The 23,045-nt window shown below is 75.8% G+C and carries 25 protein-coding genes; 10 read left to right on the forward strand and 15 right to left on the reverse strand.

Going from position 1 to position 23,045, the window contains the following annotated elements:
* Positions 1-66: 66 nt before the first annotated feature.
* Both ACFY4B_RS32680 and ACFY4B_RS32685 read left to right on the forward strand, forming a co-directional pair.
* On the forward strand, positions 67-1,404 hold the full coding sequence (locus tag ACFY4B_RS32680) for a PQQ-binding-like beta-propeller repeat protein (protein WP_387974072.1): 1,338 nt from the start codon (positions 67-69) through the stop codon (positions 1,402-1,404).
* Between the two features lie 30 nt (positions 1,405-1,434).
* Positions 1,435-2,070: a uridine kinase gene (locus ACFY4B_RS32685; protein ID WP_387974075.1), complete on the forward strand. Its 636-nt coding sequence runs from the start codon at positions 1,435-1,437 to the stop codon at positions 2,068-2,070.
* Here the strand turns inward: ACFY4B_RS32685 and ACFY4B_RS32690 are convergent.
* Together ACFY4B_RS32690 and ACFY4B_RS32695 are read right to left on the reverse strand one after the other, a co-directional pair.
* Positions 2,018-2,866, reverse strand: coding sequence for a DNA-formamidopyrimidine glycosylase family protein (locus ACFY4B_RS32690; protein WP_049659204.1), 849 nt, complete (start codon positions 2,864-2,866; stop codon positions 2,018-2,020). The two genes, ACFY4B_RS32685 and ACFY4B_RS32690, sit on opposite strands and share 53 nt — an antisense overlap.
* A 53-nt stretch (positions 2,867-2,919) precedes the next feature.
* On the reverse strand, positions 2,920-3,381 hold the full coding sequence (locus ACFY4B_RS32695; RefSeq protein ID WP_387974078.1) for a universal stress protein: 462 nt from the start codon (positions 3,379-3,381) through the stop codon (positions 2,920-2,922).
* Between the two features lie 148 nt (positions 3,382-3,529).
* Here ACFY4B_RS32695 and ACFY4B_RS32700 point away from each other — a divergent pair, with 148 nt between their 5' ends.
* Positions 3,530-3,913 (forward strand): hypothetical protein, encoded by a 384-nt coding sequence (locus ACFY4B_RS32700; protein WP_049659206.1) that lies wholly within the window; start codon positions 3,530-3,532, stop codon positions 3,911-3,913.
* A 13-nt stretch (positions 3,914-3,926) separates the two neighbouring features.
* On the opposite strand, the gene ACFY4B_RS32705 is transcribed toward ACFY4B_RS32700, so the two are convergent.
* From ACFY4B_RS32705 to ACFY4B_RS32715, 3 genes are all read right to left on the reverse strand, one after another.
* Positions 3,927-4,925, reverse strand: a complete 999-nt coding sequence (locus tag ACFY4B_RS32705; protein WP_387974081.1) for a zinc metalloprotease — start codon at positions 4,923-4,925, stop codon at positions 3,927-3,929.
* A 93-nt stretch (positions 4,926-5,018) separates the two neighbouring features.
* Positions 5,019-5,714, reverse strand: a complete 696-nt coding sequence (locus ACFY4B_RS32710) for an AAA family ATPase (protein WP_387974083.1) — start codon at positions 5,712-5,714, stop codon at positions 5,019-5,021.
* A gap of 135 nt (positions 5,715-5,849) precedes the next feature.
* Positions 5,850-6,776 carry an LLM class F420-dependent oxidoreductase gene (locus ACFY4B_RS32715; protein WP_049659071.1) on the reverse strand — a complete coding sequence of 309 codons (927 nt, stop codon included), beginning with the start codon at positions 6,774-6,776 and terminating at the stop codon, positions 5,850-5,852.
* A gap of 164 nt (positions 6,777-6,940) precedes the next feature.
* On the opposite strand from ACFY4B_RS32715, the gene ACFY4B_RS32720 reads away from it, so the two are divergent.
* Positions 6,941-7,294, forward strand: a complete 354-nt coding sequence (locus ACFY4B_RS32720) for a DUF6401 family natural product biosynthesis protein (RefSeq protein ID WP_049659067.1) — start codon at positions 6,941-6,943, stop codon at positions 7,292-7,294.
* Positions 7,295-7,332: 38 nt separating this feature from the next.
* On the opposite strand, the gene ACFY4B_RS32725 is transcribed toward ACFY4B_RS32720, so the two are convergent.
* Complete coding sequence (locus ACFY4B_RS32725) at positions 7,333-8,139, reverse strand: hypothetical protein (protein WP_387974086.1); 807 nt, start codon at positions 8,137-8,139, stop codon at positions 7,333-7,335.
* Between the two features lie 200 nt (positions 8,140-8,339).
* Between ACFY4B_RS32725 and ACFY4B_RS32730 the strand changes: the two genes are divergently transcribed.
* Positions 8,340-9,104 carry an alpha/beta hydrolase gene (locus tag ACFY4B_RS32730; protein WP_387974089.1) on the forward strand — a complete coding sequence of 255 codons (765 nt, stop codon included), beginning with the start codon at positions 8,340-8,342 and terminating at the stop codon, positions 9,102-9,104.
* 156 nt (positions 9,105-9,260) lie between these two features.
* Here ACFY4B_RS32730 and ACFY4B_RS32735 read toward each other — a convergent pair whose 3' ends face one another.
* The 5 genes from ACFY4B_RS32735 to ACFY4B_RS32755 form a co-directional block, all read right to left on the reverse strand.
* Positions 9,261-9,767 carry a hypothetical protein gene (locus ACFY4B_RS32735; protein WP_147409341.1) on the reverse strand — a complete coding sequence of 169 codons (507 nt, stop codon included), beginning with the start codon at positions 9,765-9,767 and terminating at the stop codon, positions 9,261-9,263.
* 48 nt (positions 9,768-9,815) lie between these two features.
* Positions 9,816-10,301, reverse strand: a complete 486-nt coding sequence (locus ACFY4B_RS32740) for a hypothetical protein (protein WP_387974092.1) — start codon at positions 10,299-10,301, stop codon at positions 9,816-9,818.
* Positions 10,298-11,107: a class I SAM-dependent methyltransferase gene (locus ACFY4B_RS32745; protein ID WP_387974095.1), complete on the reverse strand. Its 810-nt coding sequence runs from the start codon at positions 11,105-11,107 to the stop codon at positions 10,298-10,300. The genes ACFY4B_RS32740 and ACFY4B_RS32745 overlap by 4 nt, the downstream gene beginning before the upstream one ends.
* Entirely contained in the window at positions 11,104-11,883 is a 780-nt protein-coding gene (locus ACFY4B_RS32750) for a DUF2071 domain-containing protein (protein ID WP_198959501.1), read from the reverse strand. Before ACFY4B_RS32750 ends, ACFY4B_RS32745 begins: the two co-directional genes overlap by 4 nt.
* Before the next feature lie 260 nt (positions 11,884-12,143).
* Positions 12,144-13,139 carry a hypothetical protein gene (locus ACFY4B_RS32755; protein ID WP_387974098.1) on the reverse strand — a complete coding sequence of 332 codons (996 nt, stop codon included), beginning with the start codon at positions 13,137-13,139 and terminating at the stop codon, positions 12,144-12,146.
* Between the two features lie 281 nt (positions 13,140-13,420).
* Here ACFY4B_RS32755 and ACFY4B_RS32760 point away from each other — a divergent pair, with 281 nt between their 5' ends.
* Complete coding sequence (locus ACFY4B_RS32760) at positions 13,421-14,101, forward strand: hypothetical protein (protein WP_181970893.1); 681 nt, start codon at positions 13,421-13,423, stop codon at positions 14,099-14,101.
* Here the strand turns inward: ACFY4B_RS32760 and uppS are convergent.
* Entirely contained in the window at positions 14,046-15,803 is a 1,758-nt protein-coding gene (gene uppS, locus ACFY4B_RS32765) for a polyprenyl diphosphate synthase (protein WP_387974101.1), read from the reverse strand. The two genes, ACFY4B_RS32760 and uppS, sit on opposite strands and share 56 nt — an antisense overlap.
* A 184-nt stretch (positions 15,804-15,987) precedes the next feature.
* Complete coding sequence (locus ACFY4B_RS32770) at positions 15,988-16,578, reverse strand: cysteine hydrolase family protein (RefSeq protein WP_387974104.1); 591 nt, start codon at positions 16,576-16,578, stop codon at positions 15,988-15,990.
* Positions 16,579-16,743: 165 nt separating this feature from the next.
* Between ACFY4B_RS32770 and ACFY4B_RS32775 the strand changes: the two genes are divergently transcribed.
* Positions 16,744-17,793: a GlxA family transcriptional regulator gene (locus ACFY4B_RS32775; protein WP_387829581.1), complete on the forward strand. Its 1,050-nt coding sequence runs from the start codon at positions 16,744-16,746 to the stop codon at positions 17,791-17,793.
* Here the strand turns inward: ACFY4B_RS32775 and ACFY4B_RS32780 are convergent.
* Both ACFY4B_RS32780 and ACFY4B_RS32785 read right to left on the reverse strand, forming a co-directional pair.
* Entirely contained in the window at positions 17,774-19,228 is a 1,455-nt protein-coding gene (locus ACFY4B_RS32780) for a sensor histidine kinase (protein ID WP_387974156.1), read from the reverse strand. The genes ACFY4B_RS32775 and ACFY4B_RS32780 overlap by 20 nt on opposite strands.
* A 53-nt stretch (positions 19,229-19,281) precedes the next feature.
* Positions 19,282-19,998 carry a response regulator transcription factor gene (locus ACFY4B_RS32785; RefSeq protein ID WP_387829579.1) on the reverse strand — a complete coding sequence of 239 codons (717 nt, stop codon included), beginning with the start codon at positions 19,996-19,998 and terminating at the stop codon, positions 19,282-19,284.
* A gap of 227 nt (positions 19,999-20,225) precedes the next feature.
* On the opposite strand from ACFY4B_RS32785, the gene ACFY4B_RS32790 reads away from it, so the two are divergent.
* The 3 genes from ACFY4B_RS32790 (at position 20,226) to ACFY4B_RS32800 (ending at position 22,947) form a co-directional block, all read left to right on the forward strand.
* Entirely contained in the window at positions 20,226-21,605 is a 1,380-nt protein-coding gene (locus ACFY4B_RS32790) for a ferric reductase-like transmembrane domain-containing protein (protein ID WP_387974107.1), read from the forward strand.
* 92 nt (positions 21,606-21,697) lie between these two features.
* The gene (locus ACFY4B_RS32795; RefSeq protein WP_387974110.1) at positions 21,698-22,162 is read left to right on the forward strand and encodes an FMN-binding protein; all 465 of its coding nucleotides are present in this window, start codon (positions 21,698-21,700) and stop codon (positions 22,160-22,162) included.
* A 32-nt stretch (positions 22,163-22,194) separates the two neighbouring features.
* Positions 22,195-22,947: an FAD:protein FMN transferase gene (locus ACFY4B_RS32800; RefSeq protein WP_117493080.1), complete on the forward strand. Its 753-nt coding sequence runs from the start codon at positions 22,195-22,197 to the stop codon at positions 22,945-22,947.
* Positions 22,948-23,045 lie beyond the last annotated feature (98 nt).

Below are 23,045 nucleotides of genomic sequence, written 5' to 3' on the forward strand. Positions count from 1 at the left end.
GCGGACTGTTCGATATTCTCCGGGCGGGTGGCGGCGTGGGGCCGCCGGTGGGGAAGCGAGAGCCGTATGCAGTCGTCGTCCGGGGGTCCCGCGAGCGGGACGGCGTGGCAGTGGGACGAGGAGACCGACGGCGGCGGGGCCCCCGAGGACGTGATCGCGGGCGGCGGGGAGCGCGCGCGGCCGAGCCGGCGCCGGCTGCTGCTCGGGGCCGGGGTGCTCGCGGCGGGCGGGGCCGCCTGGGCGTTCGGCCGTTCGGGTGTCGGCGGGGCCTTCCCCTCGCCCGGGCCGACCGAGCCGGTCCCGACCGCGCTGTCCGGGCCGACGCCGCTCTGGACGTACCGCGGCCCGGAGGCGATGACCCCGGAGCGCCTCACCGACCCGCCGAGCCACCCGGTCTACCTCTCCAGGAACGGCCTGCAGGTCCTCGACCACGAGAAGGGCACCGCGGCCCGGCTGCTGGTCTTCGACCCGCCGGCCGCCCGCAGCTGGCCCATCGACGGCGACGTGCTCGGCAAGGTGGTGGTCGGGCCCGACCACCTCTTCACGATCTACGAGGGCCACCTCGACGCCCGGCACTTCACCGACCCGGCCGGCGACTGGAGCCTGCCGCTGCCCGACGAGCTCCAGGGGCAGGTCCGCCTCGCCGGCTACGACCGCCAGGCCCCCGGCATCCTCTACGGCTACGCCTGGGGCCGCCCGCGGTCCGACGGCACCCGGACGGAGAACCGCCTCTTCGCGCTGCGGGTCACCGACCGCTCCCTGCTCTGGTCCGTCCGCACCGAGCAGACGGAGCAGCCGGTCACGCCCGCCACCCACATCGGTGGCGGCCTCCTCGCCTGCCTCCGCTTCCTCGGCGGCCGCGCCGAGGTGGTGGCCCGGGACGCCGCCACCGGCCGCGAGCTGTGGACCGCCCCCGGTGAGGAGGACCTGCGCTGGTGCGTGGCCGGCTCGGGGGGCTTCTTCGTCCCCGACGGCAACGGCGGCGTGCGCAGGCTGCTTCCCGCCGGCGAGCCGGGCTGGACCTACGCGCCCCACCGGGGCGAGTCCTGGCGGGCGCTGCCGCCCCTCGAACACGGCGGCCGGGTGTACGTCCCGTGGGACCAGGGTGTCGTCAGCTGCCTCGACCTGTCCTCCGGCGCGGAGCTCTGGTCCTGCCGGCTGCCGTTCCCGCTGGACCGCCGCAGCCGTCCGCTGGTCGCCAGGGACACGCTGTTCGTCCCGGGTACGGCGGCCGGCGGGGTCAGCGCGATCCACCCCGCGACCGGCGAGCTGGGGTGGACCTTCCACGACTCCGGTCCGGGGAAGGACGTCTGGACCCTCGCCACCGACGCGGCCCACCAGTTCGACGGCACCCGCCTCTACGCGGGCCACGACGACGTCCTGCACGCCCTCCCCCTGAACTGAGCGCCCCCCACGACACGGCAGGACGGCCCGATGCAGGTACGCCCGATCTCCCCCGACAACCTGGCCGAGCTGCTCGCCGACCGCATCTCCGCCCTGCCCGACGCCCGCGGCCGGCGCCTGCGGGTGGCCGTGGACGGCGCGCCGGCCGCCCGCCCCGGGGCGCTCGCCGACGCGCTGGTGGAGCCGCTGCGGCTGCGCGGCCACCCGACGCTGCGGGTCTCGGCCGACGGCTTCCTGCGCCCGGCCTCGATCCGGCTGGAGTACGGCCACCAGGACGCGGACGCCTTCCACGACCTCTGGCTGGACGACGGCGCCCTGGCCCGCGAGGTGCTCGACCCGCTGGAGCCGGGCGGCAGCGGCCGCGTCCTGCCCTCCCTGCGCGACCCGGCCACCGACCGGTCGACCCGCGCCCCGTACACCGAACTCCCGCCCGGCGGCGTGCTGTTGCTGGACGGCGCGCTGCTGCTCGGCCGCTGGCTGCCGCTGGAGCTGACCGTCCACCTGGCGCTCGGCCCGGCCGCGCTGGCCCGCCGCACCCCGGCCGACCAGCAGTGGACGCTGCCCGCCTTCGCCCGCTACGAGGCGGAGACCGGGCCCGCCGCGACGGCCGACGTCACCGTCCGGGTGGACGACCCGCGCCACCCCGCGCTGGTCGAGCGGCCGTGACCTCCGGGGCCGGGCCGCGCTGGCAGTACGGGCACCAGAACACCGTCCGGTCGCGCGGCGGCGAGCCCTGGCGCCCGGTGACGACGGGGGTGACGCAGCGCGGGCAGGGCCGTCCGGCCCGGCCGTAGACCCAGTGCTGGTAGCCGGGCCGGGTGTCGCCGGTGGTGATGTGGCCGGGGCGCAGCTTGTTGGCCTCCAGCATCTGCCGGGCGCGCTCCACCAGCCGGTCGGGGTGCGGGAGTTCGCCGACCTCGGTCCACGGCGTCACGCCCGCGACGAAGCACAGCTCGTTCGCGTAGACGTTGCCGATCCCGGCGAGGTTGCGCTGGTCGAGCAGGGCCTCGACGACCGGGCGGCCCGGGCGGGCGAGGAGCCGGCGGACGGCCTCGACCGGGTCCCAGTCGGAGCCGAGCAGGTCGGGGCCGAGATGGCCGACGATCCGCCGTTCGTCGGCGGTGCGCAGCAGTTCCACGACGGGCAGCCGGTAGCCGACGGCGGTGCCCCGGTCGGTGCCGAGGACGGCGCGGATCTGCCACTCCGGGCCGCCGGTCCACCGCTCGCCGGGACGGTAGACCACCCAACGGCCGTCCATCCTCAAGTGGGTGTGCAGGGTGAGGCCGCCTTCGAAGCGGGCGAGCAGGTGCTTGCCGCGCGGGGCGACCTCCAGCACCCGGCGGCCGGTGAGGTCGGCGGTGGCGTGCGCGGGCACCCGCAGGTCGGCGCTGGTCAGCGGCTGTCCGGCGAGGGCCTCGTGCAAGTGGGCCGCCACGCGGTAGACGGAGTCACCTTCTGGCATGCCTCCATTCTGGTCCGCGCGGCGGCCCGCCGGGGCACCGCCCCCGGGGGGCGCTACTCCGACTGATCGGCGGCGCCGTGGGCCTCGCGCACCACGACCACCGGGCAGGGCGCGTGCTCGGTGAGGTGGCGGCTGACCGAACCGAGCAGCACGCCGGAGAAGCCGCCCAGGCCGCGGCTGCCGACGACGAGCAGCGCGGCGCCCTTGGCGGCCTCCAGCAGCGCCTGGGCGGCGTTGCCGGGCATCACGCTCTCGGTGATCCGCACGCCGGCGTCGTCGCCGGCCACCTTGGCGACGGTCTCGCTGAGGGTCTTCCCGGCGAGCTCCTCGGGGTTGAAGGCCTCGACGGTCGGCACGCCCGCGCCGGCCCAGCCGTAGAAGGCCGGGTACTCCCAGGCGGCGATCGCGTGGACCGTCCCGCCGACGGCCCGCGCGTAGTCGATCGCCCAGCGCAGCGCCTGCTCCGAGGCGGGCGAGCCGTCCACGCCGACGACGATCCGGGGATTGGCACTCATGCCCTTGCTCCTTCGGTTGCTCCTGATCGGTCCCGACCCTCCGAACATAGATCAAATCGGACAAACGGTCGGTATCTGCCACGCCGGAAGCGGCCCGCCGCATTCAATTCCAGTGCGCGCGGCCCGCGACGCCTGCGAGGATCCCCGGATGCCGCACAAGCCCCGCCGCCGCACCGGCGGCTTCGCCGAGGTCCTGGCCGCCCTGCCGCCGAAGGAGGAGCACGAGTACTGGAACCTCGACGACCCGCTCGCGTCGGGCGGCTTCGTGGACGCCGGGGGGCGCTACTGGCGGCTGGCCCGCGGCCCGGTGGACCGGCGGCTGGCGAAGCGGCTGGCGGTCGACGCGGACGAGATGACGCTGGGCCTGTGGGGCCGGCTGCACGAGGCCTCCCCGGGCGTCTTCGTGCCCGCCCTGCTCACCCCCGAGGAGCGGCCGGCCGCCTGGCTGGACGCCTCCGCCCTGGAGTACCTGGCGTACGAGTTCCGGGCCTCCGGCGACCGGACGCTGCTCTACCTCGTGGTGCACTGCTGATCCACTGCCACCGTCAACTCCGGTAGGCCGCCCAGATGTTGACCATCCGCTGGACCTGTCCCGGGGTGAACCTGGTCATACAGGAGTCGTAGCTGTAGTCCATGAAGTTGTGGATCGGGTCGAGCCCCGGGCCGGGGCAGGTGTCCCGGCCCTCGGGGCAGCCGGAGGCGGCGGTGCGTTCGGCCGGGGTGTCCTCCACGTAGTCGCCCGGGGCCCGGCAGCCGTTCTGGAAGGTGTGGAAGAGGCCGAGCCAGTGGCCGATCTCGTGGGTCGCGGTGTCGCCCTCGTCGTAGTGGACGGCGGAGCCGCCCGGCAGCGAGGCGTCGAGCACCACCACGCCGTCGTCGGTCGGGTGCGTCCGGTAGGCGTTCGGGAAGGTCGACCAGCCGAGCAGGGAGTCGCCGAGCCGGGCGGTGTAGAGGTTGAGGGTGCCCTGGTCCCCCTTGCGCAGGGCGGTCTTCATCGCCTGCTCGGCCGAGGAGCCCGGGGTCATGCCGGTGTACCAGGAGGCGTTGTCGCTCCAGTCGGTGCCGACCAGTTCGAAGTGGAACGGGCTCGGGACGTTGCCCTCGCCCTGGCCGCCGTAGCTCTCGTTGAGGTGGTCGATCTGGCCCGCGACGGCGGCCGCGTCCAGCCGCCCCTCGTCGCCGTCGTGGATCACGTGGAAGTAGACCGGGATCGTGGTCGGGGCGGCGGACCGGACCCGGCCGACGCCCAGTTCGGCGAGCCGCTGGGCGAGGTCCGCCTGCATCGCCCGGGCCTGCCGGGGACTGACCGCGTTCGGGTCCCGGTCCGGCCGGCTGCCGGCCGGCAGCCGCGCCGCGACACCGCCCGCACCGACGACGTCGTCCGGACCGACGCCGTCGTCCGCGCACCGCTCCACCGCCGGAGCGACGGCGGCGCGGTGCGCGGCCGGTGCGGCGAACTGGCTCAGACCGGCCGCGGCGACCAGCGCGGCGGCGCAGGGGAACAGGCGTGGGGCACGCGAGCGCACCCGGGCAGTACGGCGCATCAGCGCTCCTGACAGGGGAGTTGACGGTGTGTCGGCCGCGCCCGTGGCCTGCTCCGGCCGGACCCGCCGGCGCCCGGCGCGGACCCGCCGAGACTACGACGCCGTGAAGTCGATCCCCCGCAGGGCGCGCGCGGCGGCCCGGTCGAGTACCACGGCCGACGCACAGCCGGCCGGCAGCCGTCCGGTCTCCAGGATCCGGCGGCGCAGCCGGGCGACGGCGGCCTGGTGCCGGGCGAAGGCGTAGCGCGAGACGCCGCGCCGGCGCCGCCGCTGCCCGTCCAGCGCCTCGGTCGGGTCGGCGTCGAGCAGCAGCAGGTGCACCCGGCGGCCCTGCCGGGCGGCGGCCCGCACCAGCCAGGCCCGCACCCAGGGCTGGGTGCCGCAGTCGTGCACCGCGAGCGGCCCGCCGTCCAGCACGGCCCGGCGCAACCGCAGGTAGTGGGCGAGCCGGGCCAGCGGGCGGTAGAGCGCGTACGGCAGGCGGCCGGGCAGCCGGGCCGCGTACTCCTCGCGGACCAGCTGGGAGTCGATCAGCGGGGCGCGGACGCAGCGGCGCATCAGGGTGCTCTTGCCGCTGCCGGGCAGGCCGGTGACGACCAGCAGGTCCCCGGCCGGGTAGCGCAGGACCGCCGGCCCGGGCCCGCGCAGCTCGTGCCGGGCGCTCGGGTCGTGCGGCGCGTGCGATGCGGACGGGTCGTCCGGCGCGGGCAGGACGACCCGCTCCCCGGCGGTGCGCGGCGGCGGCACCCTCGGCGCCGCCGCCGTCCGCACCGTTCTCGTCCCACTCACCCGGTCTCCCCCCGCCGTTCCCCTTCGAGGAGCATCGCTCATTCCCAAGAACGAGTAAAGGGCGGAGGTCGGAGCGGGTACGGACGACCACGGCCGGGCCCGGAGCGTGGCGGCGCCGAGGCCCGGCGGCGGGTGTCAGCCCAGCTGCGGGGCGATCCGGGAGGCGATCAGCTCCAGGTGGTCGAGGTCGTCCAGGTCGAGGATCTGGAGGTAGAACCGCTCGCTGCCGACCGCCGCGTACCGGCCGATCTTCTCGACCACCTCGTCCGGGGTGCCGGCCAGGCCGTTCTCCTTCAGCTCGTCGACCTCGCGGCCGATCGCGGCGGCCCGGCGGGCGACCTCGGCGTCGTCGCGGCCGACGCAGGCCACCATGGCGTTGGAGTAGACCAGGTCGTCGGCGGAGCGCCCGGCCGCCTCGACGGCGGCGCGGACCCGGCCGAACTGGGCCGCGGTGTCGTCCACCGAGGCGAACGGCAGGTTGAACTCGTCGGCGAAGCGGGCGGCCAGGGCCGGGGTGCGCTTGGGGCCGAGGCCGCCGACCAGCACCGGGACGTGCTCCTGGGCGGGCTTGGGCAGGGCCGGCGAGTCGGTCAGCGTGTAGTACTCGCCGGCGAAGTCGAAGGTGTCGCCGAGCTTGGTGTTCCACAGCCCGGTGATGATCGCCAGCTGCTCCTCCAGCCGCCCGAACTTCTCCTTCGGGAAGGGGATGCCGTACGCGGTGTGCTCGGCCTCGTACCAGCCGGCACCGAGGCCGAACTCGACCCGGCCACCGCTCATCGCGTCGACCTGGGCGACCTGGATCGCGGTGACGCCCGGCAGGCGGAAGGTGGCGGCGGTCATCAGGGTGCCCAGGCGGATGGTGCTGGTGTCGCGGGCGAGGCCGGCCAGGGTGATCCAGGCGTCGGTGGGCCCGGGCAGGCCGTCGACGTCGCCCATCTTCAGGTAGTGGTCGGAGCGGAAGAAGGCGCTGAAGGCCCCGAGCTCCTCGGCGGTGCGGGCGACCTTGAGGAGGGTGTCGTAACTCGCACCCTGCTGGGGTTCGGTGAAGACGCGGAGATCCATGCCGGCCATTCTGGTACGGACCGACCGGTGATCGGCACAGCGCGTCCGCCGCGCCACGGACCGTTTCCGATCCGGCCGGGTGGGGCGGCAGGGGTGGCCAAGGTCTCAGTACGGAACCGTCACGGGCGCCCGTTCCCGCTCGGAGGGTCGCCTACCGTGGACGGATGTTCGCGACCCCCGACGAGTCCTTCCGGCGCTCCCCCGACGAGCCGGCCGGCTGTCCGCTGCCCGGCATCGTGACGGCCTTCACGCCCCGGCTGGCCGAGTTCGCCTTCGAGCCCGGTTTCGTCGCGGCGGTCGACCAGCACGCGGCGATGCTGCGGGAGCTGCTGTACGCGCAGGGGCCGGAGCTCGCGCCCCGGCCCCTGGACCGTGAGGAGTTGTCGGACTACGCGCTGGGTTTCCTGGACGCGCTCGCCGAGATCGGCTGGCGGGAGCCGGTCGGCCACGACTACGCCGTGATCCGGCTCACCGCGATCTGCTGGCTGGTCCGCGAGCAGGGCCTGCTCGGGGTCTGAGCCCCGGCAGGCCCTCCCGGACCGCCCGGTGCGGCGGGCTACCGGTTCTGGTCGCCCTCGATGCCCGGCGCGGGCGGGGTGCCCGGACCGGTCTGGGCGGTCGGCCGGACCGGCTGGTTGGACAGCGCGTCGGAGCGGCCGGCCTGGTAGGCGGTGCCGCGCAGCCGGGCGGTCTCCCGCTCGGCGCCGTCCAGCCACCGCTCCCAGCGCTGGCGCATCGGGATGATCAGGCCGCCGCCGACACCGACCACCAGCACACCGGCGATGGTGGCGAGCGCGGCGATCAGGACCGGCCCGGTGATCGAGGTGGCGATCCCGGCCTGGCCCAGCGCGGCGATCACGCCGAGGCCGACGATGAACGCCCAGACCAGGGTGGAGACCGTCCGGCCGTACGAGGCGCCGGAGAGCGTGCTGCCCACGATGTCGCGCACCGCGTTGGCGATGGCCATCGCGACCACCACGATCACCACGGCGACGATGCCGCGCGGCAGCCAGGCGACGATGCTGTGGATCATCGTGCTGATCGGGTTCGAGCCGAAGACGCCGAACGCCAGCTGCAGGGCCATCAGCAGGACGATGTAGTAGACGACCTTGCAGATGATGCCGGTCATGTCGTACTTGGAACCCTGCAGGTGGGCGGCCACTCCGGACCGCTCCGCGACCCGTTCCGAGCCGACCCTGCGCAGCACCCGGTCGAGGATCTTGGCGATCGCCTTGGCCACGAACCAGCCGACGACCAGGATCGCCAGGAAGGCGATGAACTGCGGAATGACCTTGGCGATCTTCGACCAGGCCTCGGTGAAGCCCGACCCGAAATCGACGGACAGTGCGAGCTGCTGAGCCACGGAGTCCTCCACTCGGTGACACGGCGCCACGAGCGGGCGCTTCGGCCCCCCACCCTTCGTGGATAGCAGGCGCCCGCCCCGGCCGCGCGCGCCCGGTGTCCGGGATGGTCCCCTCGGGTGAATGCTCCGGCCGTCCGCACGCGTACAGTGGCGGTCCGGGGGACGGGCCACGGGGCGGGACGGACGGGACGGTGCGGCAAGTGGGCGGTACGGCGGCGGAGCACGCGGTGGACCACCGGGCGCTGCACTGGCGGGTCCGACCGGAAGCGGCCCGGGCCGCCGTCCTGGTCCTGCACGGCGGCGAGGAGCACAACGTCGCCCGGCCCGGGCGCCTCAACCTCCCGCTGCTGCGGATGCACGGCTTCCTGCGCGCGCTCACCAGGGCGACCGCGCGGGACGGGGTGGCCATCGGCACCGTCCGCTACCGCCACCGCGGCTGGAACGGCGAACGGGCCGACGCCGCACGGGACGCGACCGCCGCGCTCGACGAACTCACCGCGCTGCTCGGGCCGGTGCCGACCGTCCTGGTCGGCCACTCGATGGGCGGGCGCGCCGCCCTCCAGGCCGGCGGACACCCCGCCGTCACCGGCCTGGTCGCCCTCGCACCGTGGTGCCCGCCCGAGGACCCGTGCGACCAACTCGCCGGGCGGGACGTCCTCCTGCTGCACGGCGACCGCGACACCGTCACCCCGCCCGCCGAAACCCGCGCCTTCGCCGCCCGCAGCCGCGCCGCGGGTGCCCGGGTCTGCGGCTACACCGTCACCGGCAGCGGCCACGCCATGCTCCAGCGCCTCCCCGACTGGCACCGCGCCACCACCCGCCTCACCACCGCCCTCCTCGGCCTCCACCCCTTCCCCGCCGAAACCGCCTCCGCCCTCGCCCTCCCACCCGCCTCCCGCGAAGCCCTCACCCTCCCCCTCCCACCCCAGCCCCGCCGCGCCCCGACCCTCCCGGCCAACCCCTGAGGCACCGGGGCCCCGCGGGCGACGCGGCGGTGAACAAGCACATCGGCAACATCTTCGCCAAGCTGGACCTGCCGGTGGACGTGGACGGCCACCGGCGGGTCCTGGCGGTGCTGCGCTACCTGGGGGCGTGAGGGCCGCGGGGGCGGTGCGGCCGGATCAGCCGGTGGGCGGCTTGGTGCCGTTGGGCCAGACGCAGGGGGACTCGAAGCCGACGACCAGCGTGGTGGGCCAGTTGTCGCCGTCCGAGATGGAGGCCTTGAAGCCGTTGTCCGGGTTGGTGAGGACGATCACGCCGGGCCTGCTGTCGGTGACCTTGAACCCGGCCACGACGAGGTGGCCGCGGAAGGTGTCGAAGATCGTGTCGTGGTGGTCGGCCGGGATGTCCCGCAGGAAGCGGTACGTCACGGCCTTGACCCGGCCGTCCGGTTCCGAGGGGGCGTCCTTCTTGAAGCACTTCTCCTCGGCGTCCCGGTCGACGACCGGCGAGATCGGCTTCGGGAAGGCGAGGAAGATCTCGGTGAAGTACGTGTCGGTCTTCTGCTTGGCCTGGGCGCTGGTCAGCGGGGCGTCGGCCGAACCGGAGCAGGAGGTGGCCGCCAGCAGGACGACGCCGGCCGACAGGGCCGACCGCACGGCGCGAGCACGGGGGAAAGCAACGGTCACCGCATGATCCTTGAGGGGTTGTGTGGGCTGCCGGGGTCGGGACTGATCCTAGACCGTGTGCCAGAGGGCGGCCGCGAAGACCGCCGTCACCCAGGTCCACAGGACGGAGAGGCCGAGGTGCGCGACCGTGCGCAGGCGGTCGCCGCGCCACAGGCGGGGCGAGAAGTAGGCGAACTCGAAGAGCCAGCGCAGGCCCCAGAACAGAGTTTGGCCCGCCAGCAGGGCGGTGCCGAGCCGGCCGCCGGCGAGCAGGTCGGGGGCCAGGCAGAGCGGGAGCAGGCCGAGCAGCGCGCAGGCGAGGCCGATGAAGAAGAGGTGGGCGTAGGAGACCTGGCGGGTCAGCAGGGTGGTGCCGGCGAGGTCGGCGGGCCAGCCGATGGCGCGGGGCAGGACGGCGTGGGCCAGGCCTGCGGTCACGAGGGCGGCGCCGACCAGGCGCAACTGGGCCTCGAGGGTGAGGAGTCCGGGCGTACCGGTCAGTTCGGCCAGGGCGGTCAGCTCGGCCAGTCCGGTCGGTCCGGTCGGCCCGGTCATGAGGCGGGCTTCCGGAGGGCGAAGGCGGTGACCAGGCCGGCGATCCGGCGTTCGGCGGCCGGGTGCAGGCCCGCCTCGGCGGCGTGCCGGAGCCAGGTGGCCCGGGGCAGGAAGTGCCAGGCGCCGGGGCCGTAGACGGCGGTGTTGGCGGCGTCCCGCAGGTGCTCGACCAGCAGCAGGGTGCCGCCGGGGCGCAGGGTGCGGGCGGCCTCGGCGAACAGGGCGGTGCGGTCGGCGGGGCGGCGTAGTTCGTGGGCGGCGAAGACGGCGAACACGGTGTCCAGGGTGCCCGTCGCGGCGGGCAGGGCGTCCGGCCGGGACGGGATGCCGCCGGGGGCGGGCGGGGCGTGGCGGCGGGCGCGGCGGATCGAGCCGCTGGAGGTCAGCGCCGGGTCGTACAGGTCGGCGAGCCGTCCGCGGGCCCCGGGGTGGCGGGCGGCGAGCGGGCGGCCGGCCTCGTCCAGGCCGGTGCTGATCACCAGGTGGTCGCCGGGGCCGTCGGGCAGCAGGGCGGGTAGCCAGTCGTAGCTGTGGAGCCCGGAGCGGTCGTAGACGCACCAGGTGGCGAGGGTGCCGAGGGCGAGGTACCCGGCGGCGGTGGCGGCGGCCGCCCGGGAGAGCGCGGCGGCGGGGCCGGGCAGCCGGCGGGCCAGCACCCCGCCGGCGACGACGGTGAACGCGCCGGCGGCGTACATCGGCCAGTTGTAGCGGACGACCTCGCGCACACCCGACGGGCGGGGGCCGTCCGGGACGGGACCGGGGGCGGGAGCGGCGACGGAGGCGGCGGGGGCTGCGGGTGCGGTCATCGGGCGGCTCCGGTGAGGGTGCGGCGCTCCCCGGCGTGCCAGCCGTAGTCGAGGCCGGCGACGTGGAAGGCGTTGGCGAGCACCGGCCGGCTGCCGGCCAGCGGGCCGTGGTCGAAGAAGGTGAGCCGGGGCACCTCGACGGCCACCGGGGCGGGTTCCCAGTGGGCGCGGGTGGCCTTGACCACGATCATCGACCGGGTCTGCGGCTCGTACTCGAAGGTGTAGGGCAGCGGGCCGGCGAAGCGGCGCGCGGCGCGGGCGTCCGCGAACGGGCTGCCCGGCGGGAGGGCGGCGGGGGCGCTGCCGAGGTCGGCGCGCACGTGCAGGTCGGCGCGGCCGTCGCCGCTGACCACCTTGAACTCCAGGGTCCCGTCGACCACCCGGGTGCCGATCCGGGCGTGCCGGTAGTGGTAGCGGGAGAAGGCGTTGCCGCCGAGCGCCATCATCCGGCTGTCCGTGTCGGAGCGCAGGATGCGCAGGCCGCGCATGGTGCGGCCGCCGGGGGTCGGGAAGCGGGTGAAGACCCGGTAGCCGGTCAGGATGAAGTCCCGGCCGAGGCGGGCGGGCAGGGCGGCCGGGCGCAGTGCCCGGGCGTCCACGACGGCGGCGGCCACGAAGCCGTGCTCGGCGCCGTCGGGGTCGGTGTAGGTGTCGAGGGCGAGGCCGGGCGGCACCAGCGGGGCGAGCAGGCGGGGCGGCAGGGCGTAGGTGAGGACGAGCGAGTGCGCGAAGCGGGTGCGCATCGCGAAGGGGTGGCGTTGCAGCAGGTGTCGCACGGTCGACTCCGTGGTCGGGTAGGGGGGTTCGGAGCGTGACGGGGCAGCACGGGACCGCCCTTCGCCGCGGGCCGCGGCGGGGTTTTCTCGCGCGTCCTCATCATGGCGCACGACTTTGAACGTGTTCAACTCGGGGCTTGGAGGGGTGGGCGGGGTACGCGAACGCCCGGGGCCCGCGCTGCGCGAGCGCGGGCCCCGGGCGTGGCGGAGGCGGGGTCAGGGTGTGGCGGAGAAGGGCCCCGGCCGTGGCGGAGACGGGGTCAGGCCGGGTCGTCCTCGGGGTCCGGGGCCGGGACGCGGCCGGCCAGCAGGGCGTGGCCGAGCGCGGTGGGGCGGTGGGTGACGGAGCGGCCGGTGCGGTCCTTGGTGGTCAGGCCGGAGTCGGCCAGGACGGTGGCGTGCTCGCTCGCGGAGGCGGTGGAGATGTTGAGATGGCCCGCCAGGTCCTTGGTCGAGCAGGGCCCGTGGGCCGCGATGGCCTCCAGGGCGGCGGCCCTGGTCTGCCCGAGCAGCGCGGTGAGGGTGCGACTGGGGGTCGGCTCGGGCTCGGCGCGCAAGGGACCACCGATCCGGGCGGGGTAGAGGAGCACCGGCTGCTGGGCCGGGTCCTCGAAACGGGCGATGACGGGCCTGCGGGGGCCGAACACGCACGGCTGGAGCAGCAGCCCCCGGCCGTCCAGGCGCACGTCGTGCCGGCATCCGCCGGCCAGCGGGAAGCTCAGCACCGGGCGGCGCCAGGACACCGTCGGGTGCAGCGAGCCGAGCACCCGGTCCGGCTCGGCGATCCGGCGCCGGCGCCCGTGCTCGGTGGTGACGATGGTCTCGATCTGCCGCCGGTACGGGTCGATCGCCCGGGTCTGGTAGTCGGCGGTGACGTTGCCCAGCAGCCTGCGGGCCCGGCGGTCGCCGGCCGCGACACCCCGGGCGAAGGCGCTCAACTGCCGCTCCCCGCCGACCGAGCGCAGGTGGTCGCGCAGCGGCGCCTCGGGCGCCTGGGCGGTGGCGCTCTCGGTGGCGCCCGGGTCGCGCCGCACCGCGAGGAACTCCGGGATCGCCGTGGGGGTGTAGAGGTCGAAGAGCAGCGCGGTGCGCGGGTTCCAGGAGGCCCGCAGCTGCTCGCGCCAGGCCTGGAAGCGCGGGTCGCGCACCCCGCTGACCAGGGCGTGCACGCTCAGGGAGAGCTCCATCGACATGTCGGGGCGCTCCGCCACCCGGAGCCGCTCCAGGTCGTCCGTACCGAAGAAGATTCGCAGCACGGTCGCGATCGTCGCCCGGATGCGGCACCGCCGCAAGACCGTTCGGCGAGAACCGAATCCATTGCCGGGCGGGAGACCCGAGAGCCGGACCGGACACCCGGCGGGCACCCGGCGGGCGGCCGTCCCGGGGGGCTTCCGCGCCTGGACGAACCACCCCGGCCCGCTCCCCGCTCCCCCCGCACGAGTGGTTTCGTCCCCCGCCTCGGCCCCGGAGACGGTCGGTGGACGGATGATCGCTTCCGGGGCCGTACCGGGCGGCCAGGGAAGGACGGTTCGGGACGATGGGCACGACGCGGCGTTCGCTGCTGGGCGCGGCGCTGGGCGCCCCGCTACTGGGGTGGCTCACCGGGACGGCGGCCGGTGCCGTTGACGGCGGCACCGACCGCACCGGGAGTCTGGGCACGCTCTCCGACGGCTGGGTGGAGGTGCGCTGGACCCCGGAGGCACAGGCCCAGCTGGACCGCTTCCACGCGATGGTGGACGTCGTCGCCCCGGCGCGCATGGTGCTGGACCAACGGGGCCCGGCGGTCCACCTGCCGATCCGCTCCGCCGTGGGCGACCCGTCCCTCGCCAACCCGCCGAAGGCGCACGGCGACGGGGCGCTGGACGGCGGGGTCTCCGTCCGCACCTCCAAGGGCGACTACCGGGTGGTCAACCTGTCCGGCGCGATCAAGGACGGCCTGGGCTCGGGCCGGTGCGAGGTGAGCGGGGCGGAGATGGGGCACCGCTCGGCCTTCCGCTGCGGCCTCACCGAGGGCAAGCTGACGGCCGATCCGGTGCCGGCCGGGAAGCCGATGAAGGTCCGGCTCAGCGGGGTGCCGCTGCGCCCCACCCAGGAGGCGGTGGACGCGTACACCGCCAACTTCGGCGCGCACCCGGTCACCGTGGACACGGTGCTCGCCTACGTCACGGCCCAGGGGACGTACACCCCTCCTCCGGCCGCCCAGGAGCAGAAGCCGTAGCGGGCCGGTCGTTGCGGGGCGTCCGGGACTGGGCGGGCACGCCGCCGCCGAAGCGCCGCTCGCGCACCGCGTACGCCCGGACCGCCCCGCGCAGCCGGGCCAGGTCGTAGTCCGGCCACGGCGTGGGGTCGAACAGCAGCTCGGCGTAGGCGAGCTGCCAGGGCAGGAAGTTGCTGATCCGCTGCTCCCCGGAGGTGCGGATCAGCAGGTCCACGTCCGGGAGGTCGGGGGCGTACAGGTGCCGGGCGAGGTCGGCCGGGCCGATCACCTCCGGGCTGATCCGGCCCGCCACCGCCTCGGCGGCCAGGCTCCGTGCCGCGGCGGCCAGTTCCTCCCGTCCGCCGTAGTCCACGCAGACCGTCAGGGTCAGCGTGCCGTTGTTCGACGTCAGGCTCTCCACCAGCGCGATCGAGGAGGCGAGCGACTCCTCCACCCGGTCCCGCCGGCCGCACCAGCGGATCCGCACGCCAAGCGCGTGCAGGCCCTCCGCGCTGCGGGTGAGGCCGTCGGCCAGCGAGTCGAACAGCGCGGTCAGTTCCTCGGGCGGGCGGTCCCAGTTCTCGGTGGAGAAGGCGTACAGGCTCAGGTGGCGGATGCCCAGCCGCAGCGCCGCGTTGACCAGGCGCAGCGCGGCCCGCTGCCCGGCCCGGTGGCCGTGCCGGGCGGGCAGCCGACGGGCCTCGGCCCAGCGGCGGTTGCCGTCCATGATCACGGCGACGTGGGCGGGCGCGCCCTCGGGAGGCGCGGGCCGGGCGCGGCGGTGGGGCGTGGTGCCGTCGGAGCTCAGCGGGGTGAGGCCCTCGGTCAGGACGCGTGAGCGCAGCAGGGTCACTTCGTCGTACTGGAGCTGGGCGCCGAGCAGCAGGGTGTGCAGGAACGGGCGGCAGCCGGGGGCGGCGAGCCAGGTGGCGGGCAGGGCCTGCTCCAGCAGGCGGTGCAGGTGCCTCTGCTGGCTCTCGACCAGCTCGTCCAGGGCGGTGCGGCGGTCGGGTCGGCGGTCGTCCTGACTCTTGTCCCGGCCGAAGTCGGCGACGGTCAGGCCGAGTCGGCGCAGGTCGTCCTGCGGCAGGTAGCAGCGGCCGGCCGCGAGGTCGAGCGGGAGGTCCTCCAGGATGTCCGCCAGCTGGCAGGCCTCCCCCAGCGCGGACAGCGCGCCCGCCGCCCGCGGGCCCCGCGCGCCCAGCAGCGGGGCCCACAGCTCGGTGACCGTCCCCGCGACGCCCCGCAGGTGGCGGCGCTGGTCCGCGTGGGTCTCGAAGGCGGGCGGGCGGGCGCCGTCGGCCCGGGTGGCGTCCAGGAACTCCTCGACCAGCGCCCGGTCCAGCTCCCAGCGCCGCACGGTGTCGACGAAGGCCCGGCGCAGCGGGTGGTCGCTGCGGCCGGCCGCGAGGTCGGCCAGGGTGTCGGCCCGCCAGCGGGCGAACCGGCGCTCGCGCTCGGCGGGGTCGGCGGCGCCCTGGGTGTCCTCGTCACCGTAGGAGTCGGAGTCGGAGTCGGAGTCGGCAGCAGCGTCGTCGGCGATCCGGTCGGACCGGGAGGCGAAGCCGTTGACGGCGTGGAAGTACGGCCGCACCTCGGGCGGCAGCGTGTCGCTGATCGCCCGCAGCGGGGCCTGGTGGGCGGCCACCTCCCGCTCGCAGAGCCGGTACGACTCCGCCAGCTCCGGCGGACCGCCCACCGCTGCCGCCCCGTTCGCCGCCATGCCCGTTCCCCGCCCCTCTCCGCCACCGCGCACCGTGCGCCGCTGTTCGCCGTGCACCGCTGTTCGCCGTGCACCGTCTGGTCAACGAGGCGGCGGCGGATCGGTGGCGATCCCAGCGGACCCACGGCCCTCGGCCCCGGCTCCGCGCACGGTCCGGTCCGGCCTGGCCTGGCCTGGTCCGGCCTCAGCCGAGGTCGGCCGGGGACTCCACCACCACGCCGTACAGGTCGCCGATCGTCGCCAGCGCCGCGCGGTGGACCTGGGCGGCCGTCAGCCCGGTGCCCGCCGACTCCAGCGGGCGGGTGGCGCAGGCGGCGGCCACGACGGTCGGGCGGTTGCCCCGCAGGAAGGCGCCGGCCGTCGTGAAGGCCACGCACATGTGGGTCATGAACCCGGCGACGACAATGTCCCGGCGGCCGGCGGCGTCGAGCAGTTCGCCCAGCTCGGTGCCGACGAAGGCGTCCGGGGCCTGCTTGACCACCACCCGCTCGCCCTCGGCCGGGGCCACGCTCGGGTGGATCCGCCCGATCTCGGCCCGGATGTCGTACGGGGTGCCCTCGCCGCCGTCGTTGATCACGTGGATCACGGGGGCGCCGGCGTCCCGGGCCCGGGCGAGCAGGTCGGCACCGGCGTCGAGCGCCTCCTGCCAGCCCTCCAGTTCCATCACGCCGCGCACGTAGGTGTTCTGGTAGTCGATCATGATCAGGGTCGCGTCGCCGAGCGCGGCGGGCTGCTCGTCGAGGCCGTTGAGGGTGCGCAGGGTCGTCGTGGGCATGGGGTGCCGCCTTCACGGTCGGGAGTCGGGGATCTCGCAGGTCACACCTGGTGCGGCCGGCTTCGAGAACGCTACGGGCGGCGCTCGCGTGTCGGCAATGTCGCCTAACATGCAGATTCCGACATCGACGGGGACGAGCGCCCCGGGGAACGAGGGGGGCAGGCAGTGCCCGCACCGGCTGCGCAACGGCTGATCGTCATCGTGCTGTTCGAGGGCGTCGACCTGCTCGACGTGACCGGCCCGCCCGAGGTGTTCTCCCTGGTCCGCCGGGAGACCGACGACGCGACCGGCTACCGGGTCGTCCTCGCCGCCGAGACGGCGGCGCCGGTCACCACCTCGGCGGGCGTGCGCATCCTGCCCGACCTCACCTTCGACGAGGCCGCCCGGAGCCGGATCGACACCCTGCTGGTGCCCGGCTCGGTCGAGGTGGACGAGCGCCGCCGGGTCCGCGCGCTCACCGACCCGGCGGTGGTCGACCGGGTCCGCACGCTGGCCGCCCGCTCGCGCCGGGTGGCGAGCGTCTGCGTCGGCGCGCACCTGCTCGCCGCCGCCGGGCTGCTGGACGGGCGGCGCGCCACCACCCACTGGTCCACGGCCGGCCAACTCGCCGAGGAGCACCCGGAGATCGAGGTCGACCCGGACCCGATCTTCATCCGCGAGGGCGAGGTCTGGACGGGCGCGGGCATCAGCGCCTGCCTGGACCTTTCGCTCGCCCTGGTCGCCGAGGACTTCGGCGAGGAGCTGGCCCTGCGGGTCGCCCGCCAGCTCGTCATGTACCTCAAACGCCCCAGCGGCCAGAGCCAGTTCAGCGTCCCGCTGGAGCCCGTGTCGACCACCCGGCGGATCGAGGAGCTGCGCCACCACATCCTGCGCAACCTCTCCGGACGGCTCACCGTCCCGGACCTCGCGGCCCACGCCCACGTCAGCGAACGGCAGTTGACCCGGATCTTCAAGACGGAGCTGGGCACCACCCCGAGCGCCTACGTCGAGTCGGCCCGGGTCGAACTGGCCCGCCACCGGCTGGAGTCCACCGACGCGACGCTCGAACGCATCGCCACCGCCTGCGGGTTCGGCACCGTCGACACCCTGGTGCGCGCCTTCCGCCGCCGCCTCGGGACGACGCCGACCGACTACCGGCAGCGCTTCCGGACGGCTGCCGCACCCACCGCGATCCCCACCACTGCCAGGGCGACCGTCACGGCAGCCGGACGGTGAACTCCGTACGGCCGGGCCGGCTCGCCACCGTCACCGTGCCGCCGTGCGCCCCGACCACGGCCCGGACGATCGCCAGGCCGAGCCCGGTCGAGCCGGTGGCCCGGGAGCGGGCCCGGTCGCCCCGGACGAAGCGCTCGAAGACCCGCTCGGCCAGCTCCGACGCGATCCCCGGGCCGTCGTCCGTGACGCTCAACTCGACCTGGCCGTCCGCCCGTTCGAGCCGCAGCTCGACCTCGGTGCCGGGCGGGGTGTGGCTCCGGGCGTTGGCCAGCAGGTTGGCCACCACCTGGCTCAGCCGGTGCCCGTCCCCGCGCACCAGCACCGGCTCCTCGGGCAGGACGAGCCGCCAGCGGTGCTCCGGCCCGACGGCACGGGCGTCGGCCACCGCGTCGAGGGCGGTCCGGGTCAGGTCCACCTCCTCCTCGGCCAGCGGGCGGCCGGCGTCCAGCCGGGCGAGCAGCAGCAGGTCCTCGACGATCGCCCCCATCCGCAGCGCCTCGGCGTCGATCCGCTCCAGCGAGTGCCGCACCTCGGGCGGCACCGGCCCGGGGTGGCGCAGCGCCAGCTCGGCGTGGCCGCGGACCGCCGCGACCGGGGTGCGCAGCTCGTGGCTGGCGTCGGCGGCGAAGCCGCGCAGCCGCTCCTCCACCGCGTGGCGGCGGGCGAGTGCGCCGCCGACGTGCCCGAGCATCCGGTTGAGCGCGGCGCCGACCCGGCCGACCTCGGTGCGCGGGTCGTCGTCGGGCACGCGCTCGGCGAGCATCACCTCGCCGCTGGCGAGCGGCAGCGCGCTGACCCGCTCGGCCATGCCCACCACCCGCCGCAGCGGGCGCAGCGAGACGCCGACCCAGGCGGCCCCGGCGGCGCCCGCCGCGGCGACGGAGATCGCGAACACGGTGAGCTCCAGGGTCGCCAGCCGCTCGACGGTGTCCTCGGCCGGGCGCAGCGGCAGGCCGCTGACCAGCACGTCGCCGTCCCGCCCGGTGACCGCGCGGACCCGGTAGCGGCCCAGGGCCCGGCCGAGGTCGAGGGTGCGGGCCGGGCCGTCGACGGACAGGGCGGCCAGTGCGTGCTGCTGGTCGGGGGTGAAGGCGACCCGGTCGTCCTCGTCGCCGGGGCTGTCCACGTCGTCGGCGTCCCCGTCGACCACGCCCGCGGCGGTGACCCGGCCGCCGAGCAGCCGTACGCCGAGGGTGCCGGGGGTCTGGGCCCGGGTGTCGGGGCCGGCGCCCTGGGCGGTGTGCTCCAGGCTCGCGGCGTAGCGTCCGCCGGACTCGGTGAGCTGCTGGTCCAGCCGGTCGACCAGGAAGTGGCGCAGCGCGGCGGTGGTGGCGAGGCCGACGGCGGCGCAGGTGACGACGAGCAGCACCAGCAGTCCGGCGATCAGCCGGGCCCGCAGGGTGCGGGGCACCAGCCGGGCGACGCGGGACCCCAGGCGCTTCGGGTCACGGGATTTCAGGCGCTTCGCGTCGCGGGCCTGCGCGCCGCTCACGTCGCGGCCTTGATCAGGTAACCCGCGCCGCGCACCGTGTGGATCATCGGACTGCGCCCGGCGTCCACCTTCTTGCGCAGGTAGCTGATGTACAGCTCCACGATGTGCGCCTGCCCGCCGAAGTCGTACGACCAGACGGCGTCCAGGATCTGCGCCTTGCTGAGCACCTGCCGGGGGTGGCGCATCAGGTGGGCGAGCAGCGCGTACTCGGTGGGGCTGAGCTCGACCGCCTCCCCGCCCCGGGTGACCTCGCGGGCCCGGTCGTCCAGCACCAGGTCGCCGAGCACCAGGGCGTGCGGGGGCGGCTGCCCGGGCGCGGCGGGCGGGGCGGCCCGGCGCAGCAGGCCGCGCAGTCGGACCACCACCTCGGCCAGGCTGAACGGCTTGGTCACGTAGTCGTCGCCGCCGGCCGCGATGCCGGCGATCCGCTCCTCGACGGCGTCCCGGGCGGTGAGGAAGAGCACCCGCGCCTCGGGCTGCCCGGCGTGGATGCGGCGCAGCACCTCCAGGCCGTCGAGGTCGGGCAGCATCACGTCCAGCACCACGGCGTGCGGCCGCCAGGCCGCGGCGGCCTCGACGGCGGCCAGGCCGGTGGTCGCGCCGCGCGCCTGCCAGCCCTCGTAGCGGACGGCCCCGCACACCACCTCGACCAGGTCCGGTTCGTCGTCGACGACCAGGACCCGCCAGTCCGGGCGGCCGGCGGTCTCGTCCATGGGGGCTCCCTCGATCTCGTGCTGCGCGGTGCTCATCCTGGCCCGCCCCGATGAGAAAGCGCTGAGACCCCGGAAAGTGGTTCGTGAACCATCACACCGCCACTGACCTGCATGAACGCCTTCACGGCGGGTCCCGTCGGCCGGCCGACTCAGAGCCGGCTCAGAGCTTGCGCTGCGATCGTGGGCGGCCCGGCGGCCCTCGCCGCCGGGCGCTGAGGAGGTTCCCGATGAGCACTGCCGCCGCACCGACGTCGCGGCCCGGGCCCCGGTCTGCACCCGACCGCCCGAGGCACCGGGCGGCGCCGCGACCGCCGTTCGCCCTCGACCCGCGCGCGGCGCTCGGCCTGGTCTGCGTGGGCGCGCTCGGCGTGCTCGCGCTGTGGTGGACGGGCACTCCGGCGGTGGTCGGCGCGGCCGGCTGGCTGACCGGCGCCGGCCGGATCACCGGACTGCTGGCCGGCTACGCCGCGCCGGTGCTGCTCCTGCTGATGGCCCGGCTGCCGCCGGTGGAGCGCGGGGTCGGGGCGGACCGGCTGGCGCGCTGGCACGCCTTCGGCGGGCGGTGGATGGTGGCCCTGGTCTCGGTGCACGTGCTGACGGTCGTCTGGGGCTACGCGCTGACCGACGGGCGCGGGGTGGTCGGCGAGGGCGTGGAGATCGTCTTCCACTACCCCGAGATGGTCAAGGCCGCCCTGGGCACCCTGCTGCTGCTCGGCACCGGCGCCGTCTCCGCCCGGATCGCGCGACGCCGCCTCCCGTACGAGACCTGGTACTACCTGCACCTGGCGACCTACCTCGCGGTGGCGCTGGCCTTCTCCCACCAGCTCGCCACCGGCGCCGACCTGGGCGGCGGCCCCGGCCGGGCCGCCTGGTACGCGCTCTACTTCGGGACGGCGGCGCTGCTCGGCTGGTTCCGGCTGCTGCGGCCGTGGCTGCTCGACCGGCGGCACGGCCTGACCGTCGCCGAGGTACGGCCGGAGGGCCCCGGCGTGGTGTCGCTCTTCCTGACCGGGCGGCGGCTGGACGGACTCCGCGCCGAGCCGGGCCAGTTCTTCCGGCTCCAGTTCCAGGCCCCCGGGCTGCGCTGGGCCGCCAACCCGTACTCGCTGTCCGCGCCGCCCCACCCGCGCTTCCTGCGCTTCACGGTCAAGGACCTCGGCGGGCACAGTGCCGCCGTGGCCGCCCTGCGCCCGGGGACCAGGGTGCGCGCCGAGGGCCCGTACGGGGCGTTCACCGGGCGGCGGCTGCGGCGGCGCCGGGTGCTGCTGCTCGGCGCCGGGGTGGGGATCACCCCGCTGCGCGCCCTGTTCGAGACGCTGCCGGGCGAGCTGACCCTGGTCCAGCGGGCCCGGCGGCCACAGGACGTGCTGTTCCGGGCGGAACTGGACGATGTCGCCCGGCGGCGCGGTGCGGCGGTGCACGAGCTGCTCGGCTCGCGCGAGCAGGTCGGCGACCTCGGGGCCGCGCTGGCCCGTCTGCTCCCGGACCTCGCCGAGCACGAGGTCTACCTGTGCGGCCCGGAGGCGATGGCCGAGGAGGCCGTGCGCGCGCTGCGGGCCGCGGGGGTGCGGCGGGGGCGCATCCACCACGAGAGCTTTTCGTTCTGAGCCCGTCCGCTCACTGAGTCCGTTCGCCCGCCGAGTCCTTCCGCCCGCTGAGCCCGTTCGGCTCGCCAAGCACCTGAGGAGCGTTGATTTCCATGCGCCGAGCCGTCGTCACCAGCGCCGCCACCGCGGCCGGGGTGGTGCTGCTGCTGTCCCTCAAGCCGCACGAGGCGGCCGGGCCCGCCCCGGTGATCGGCTCGGGGGCGGGTACCGGTTCCGGTTCCGATGTCTCGCAGCCGTCGGAGGCCCCAGCACCCTCCTCTTCCGCCTCCGCCACGGGCACCACCCGGAAGGTCAGCGGCGACACCGTCAACACCCGGTACGGGCCGGTCCAGGTGCAGGTCACCCTGGCCGGCAGCCGGATCACCGCCGTCGACGTGGTCAAGTACCCGAACTCCGAGCGGCGCGACCGCGAGATCAACAGCTCCGCGCTGCCCGTGCTCAACCGCGAGGCGATATCCGCGCAGAGCGCCGCCATCGACGTGGTCAGCGGCGCGACGTACACCAGCGACGGCTACGTCCGCTCTCTCCAGAGCGCCCTCGACCGGGCCAAGGGCTGAGGCGCCCAGTGCTGCGCCACGCCGAGCCCGTGATGGGCACCGTCTTCTCGATCGCCGTCCGCGACCCCGGCCCCGGCACCGCCGCCGCGCTGGAGCGGATCGCCGAACGGCTGCACCGGATCGACGCGGTGTTCTCCACCTACCGGCCGGACAGCGACATCAGCCGCCTCGACCGGGGCGAACTCGCCCTGGACGACTGCGATCCGGAGGTCCGCGCCGTGCTGGCGGCCTGCCGCGACGTGGCCGCCGAGACGGACGGCCACTTCAGCGAGCGGCCGGGCGGGCGGCTGGACCCGAGCGGCTGGGTCAAGGGGTGGGCGGTCGAGCAGGCGGCCGGCCTGCTGCGCTCCTCCGGCGCCCGGCAGTACTGCGTCAGCGGCGGCGGGGACGTGCAGACCGCCGGCGGCCCGTGGCGGATCGGCATCGCCGACCCCCGGCAGCCGGGGCTGCTGGCCGCCGTCCTCGCCGGTGACGACCTCGCCGTGGCCACCTCCGGCACCGCCGAGCGCGGCGCGCACATCCTCGACCCGCACACCGGCCGCCCGGCCCACGGCCTGGCCTCGCTCACCCTGGTCGGCGCCCCGGGCACCGGCATCGCCCGCACCGACGCCTGGGCCACCGCCGCGTTCGCCATGGGCCCGGACCGCGCCCTCGCCTGGGCCGCCCGCCGACCCGGCATCGAGGCCCTGGCCGTCCTGCCGGACGGCTCGAAGCGCTGGACGCCGGGCCTGCCCGGGCACCTCCCGGCGAGCGGTCCGGCGGACTGGCGGGCCGCCGTCGGCTGACCACGGCCGCCCCGAGAACGCTCGTTCCGCATGCGGAACGCCCGTTCCCGGGAATGCCCGCTCTCGGGAACGGGCGTTCTCGGGAATGCCCGTTCCGG

This window comes from Kitasatospora sp. NPDC001261, assembly GCF_042896795.1.
Classification (GTDB): Bacteria; Actinomycetota; Actinomycetes; order Streptomycetales; family Streptomycetaceae; genus Kitasatospora.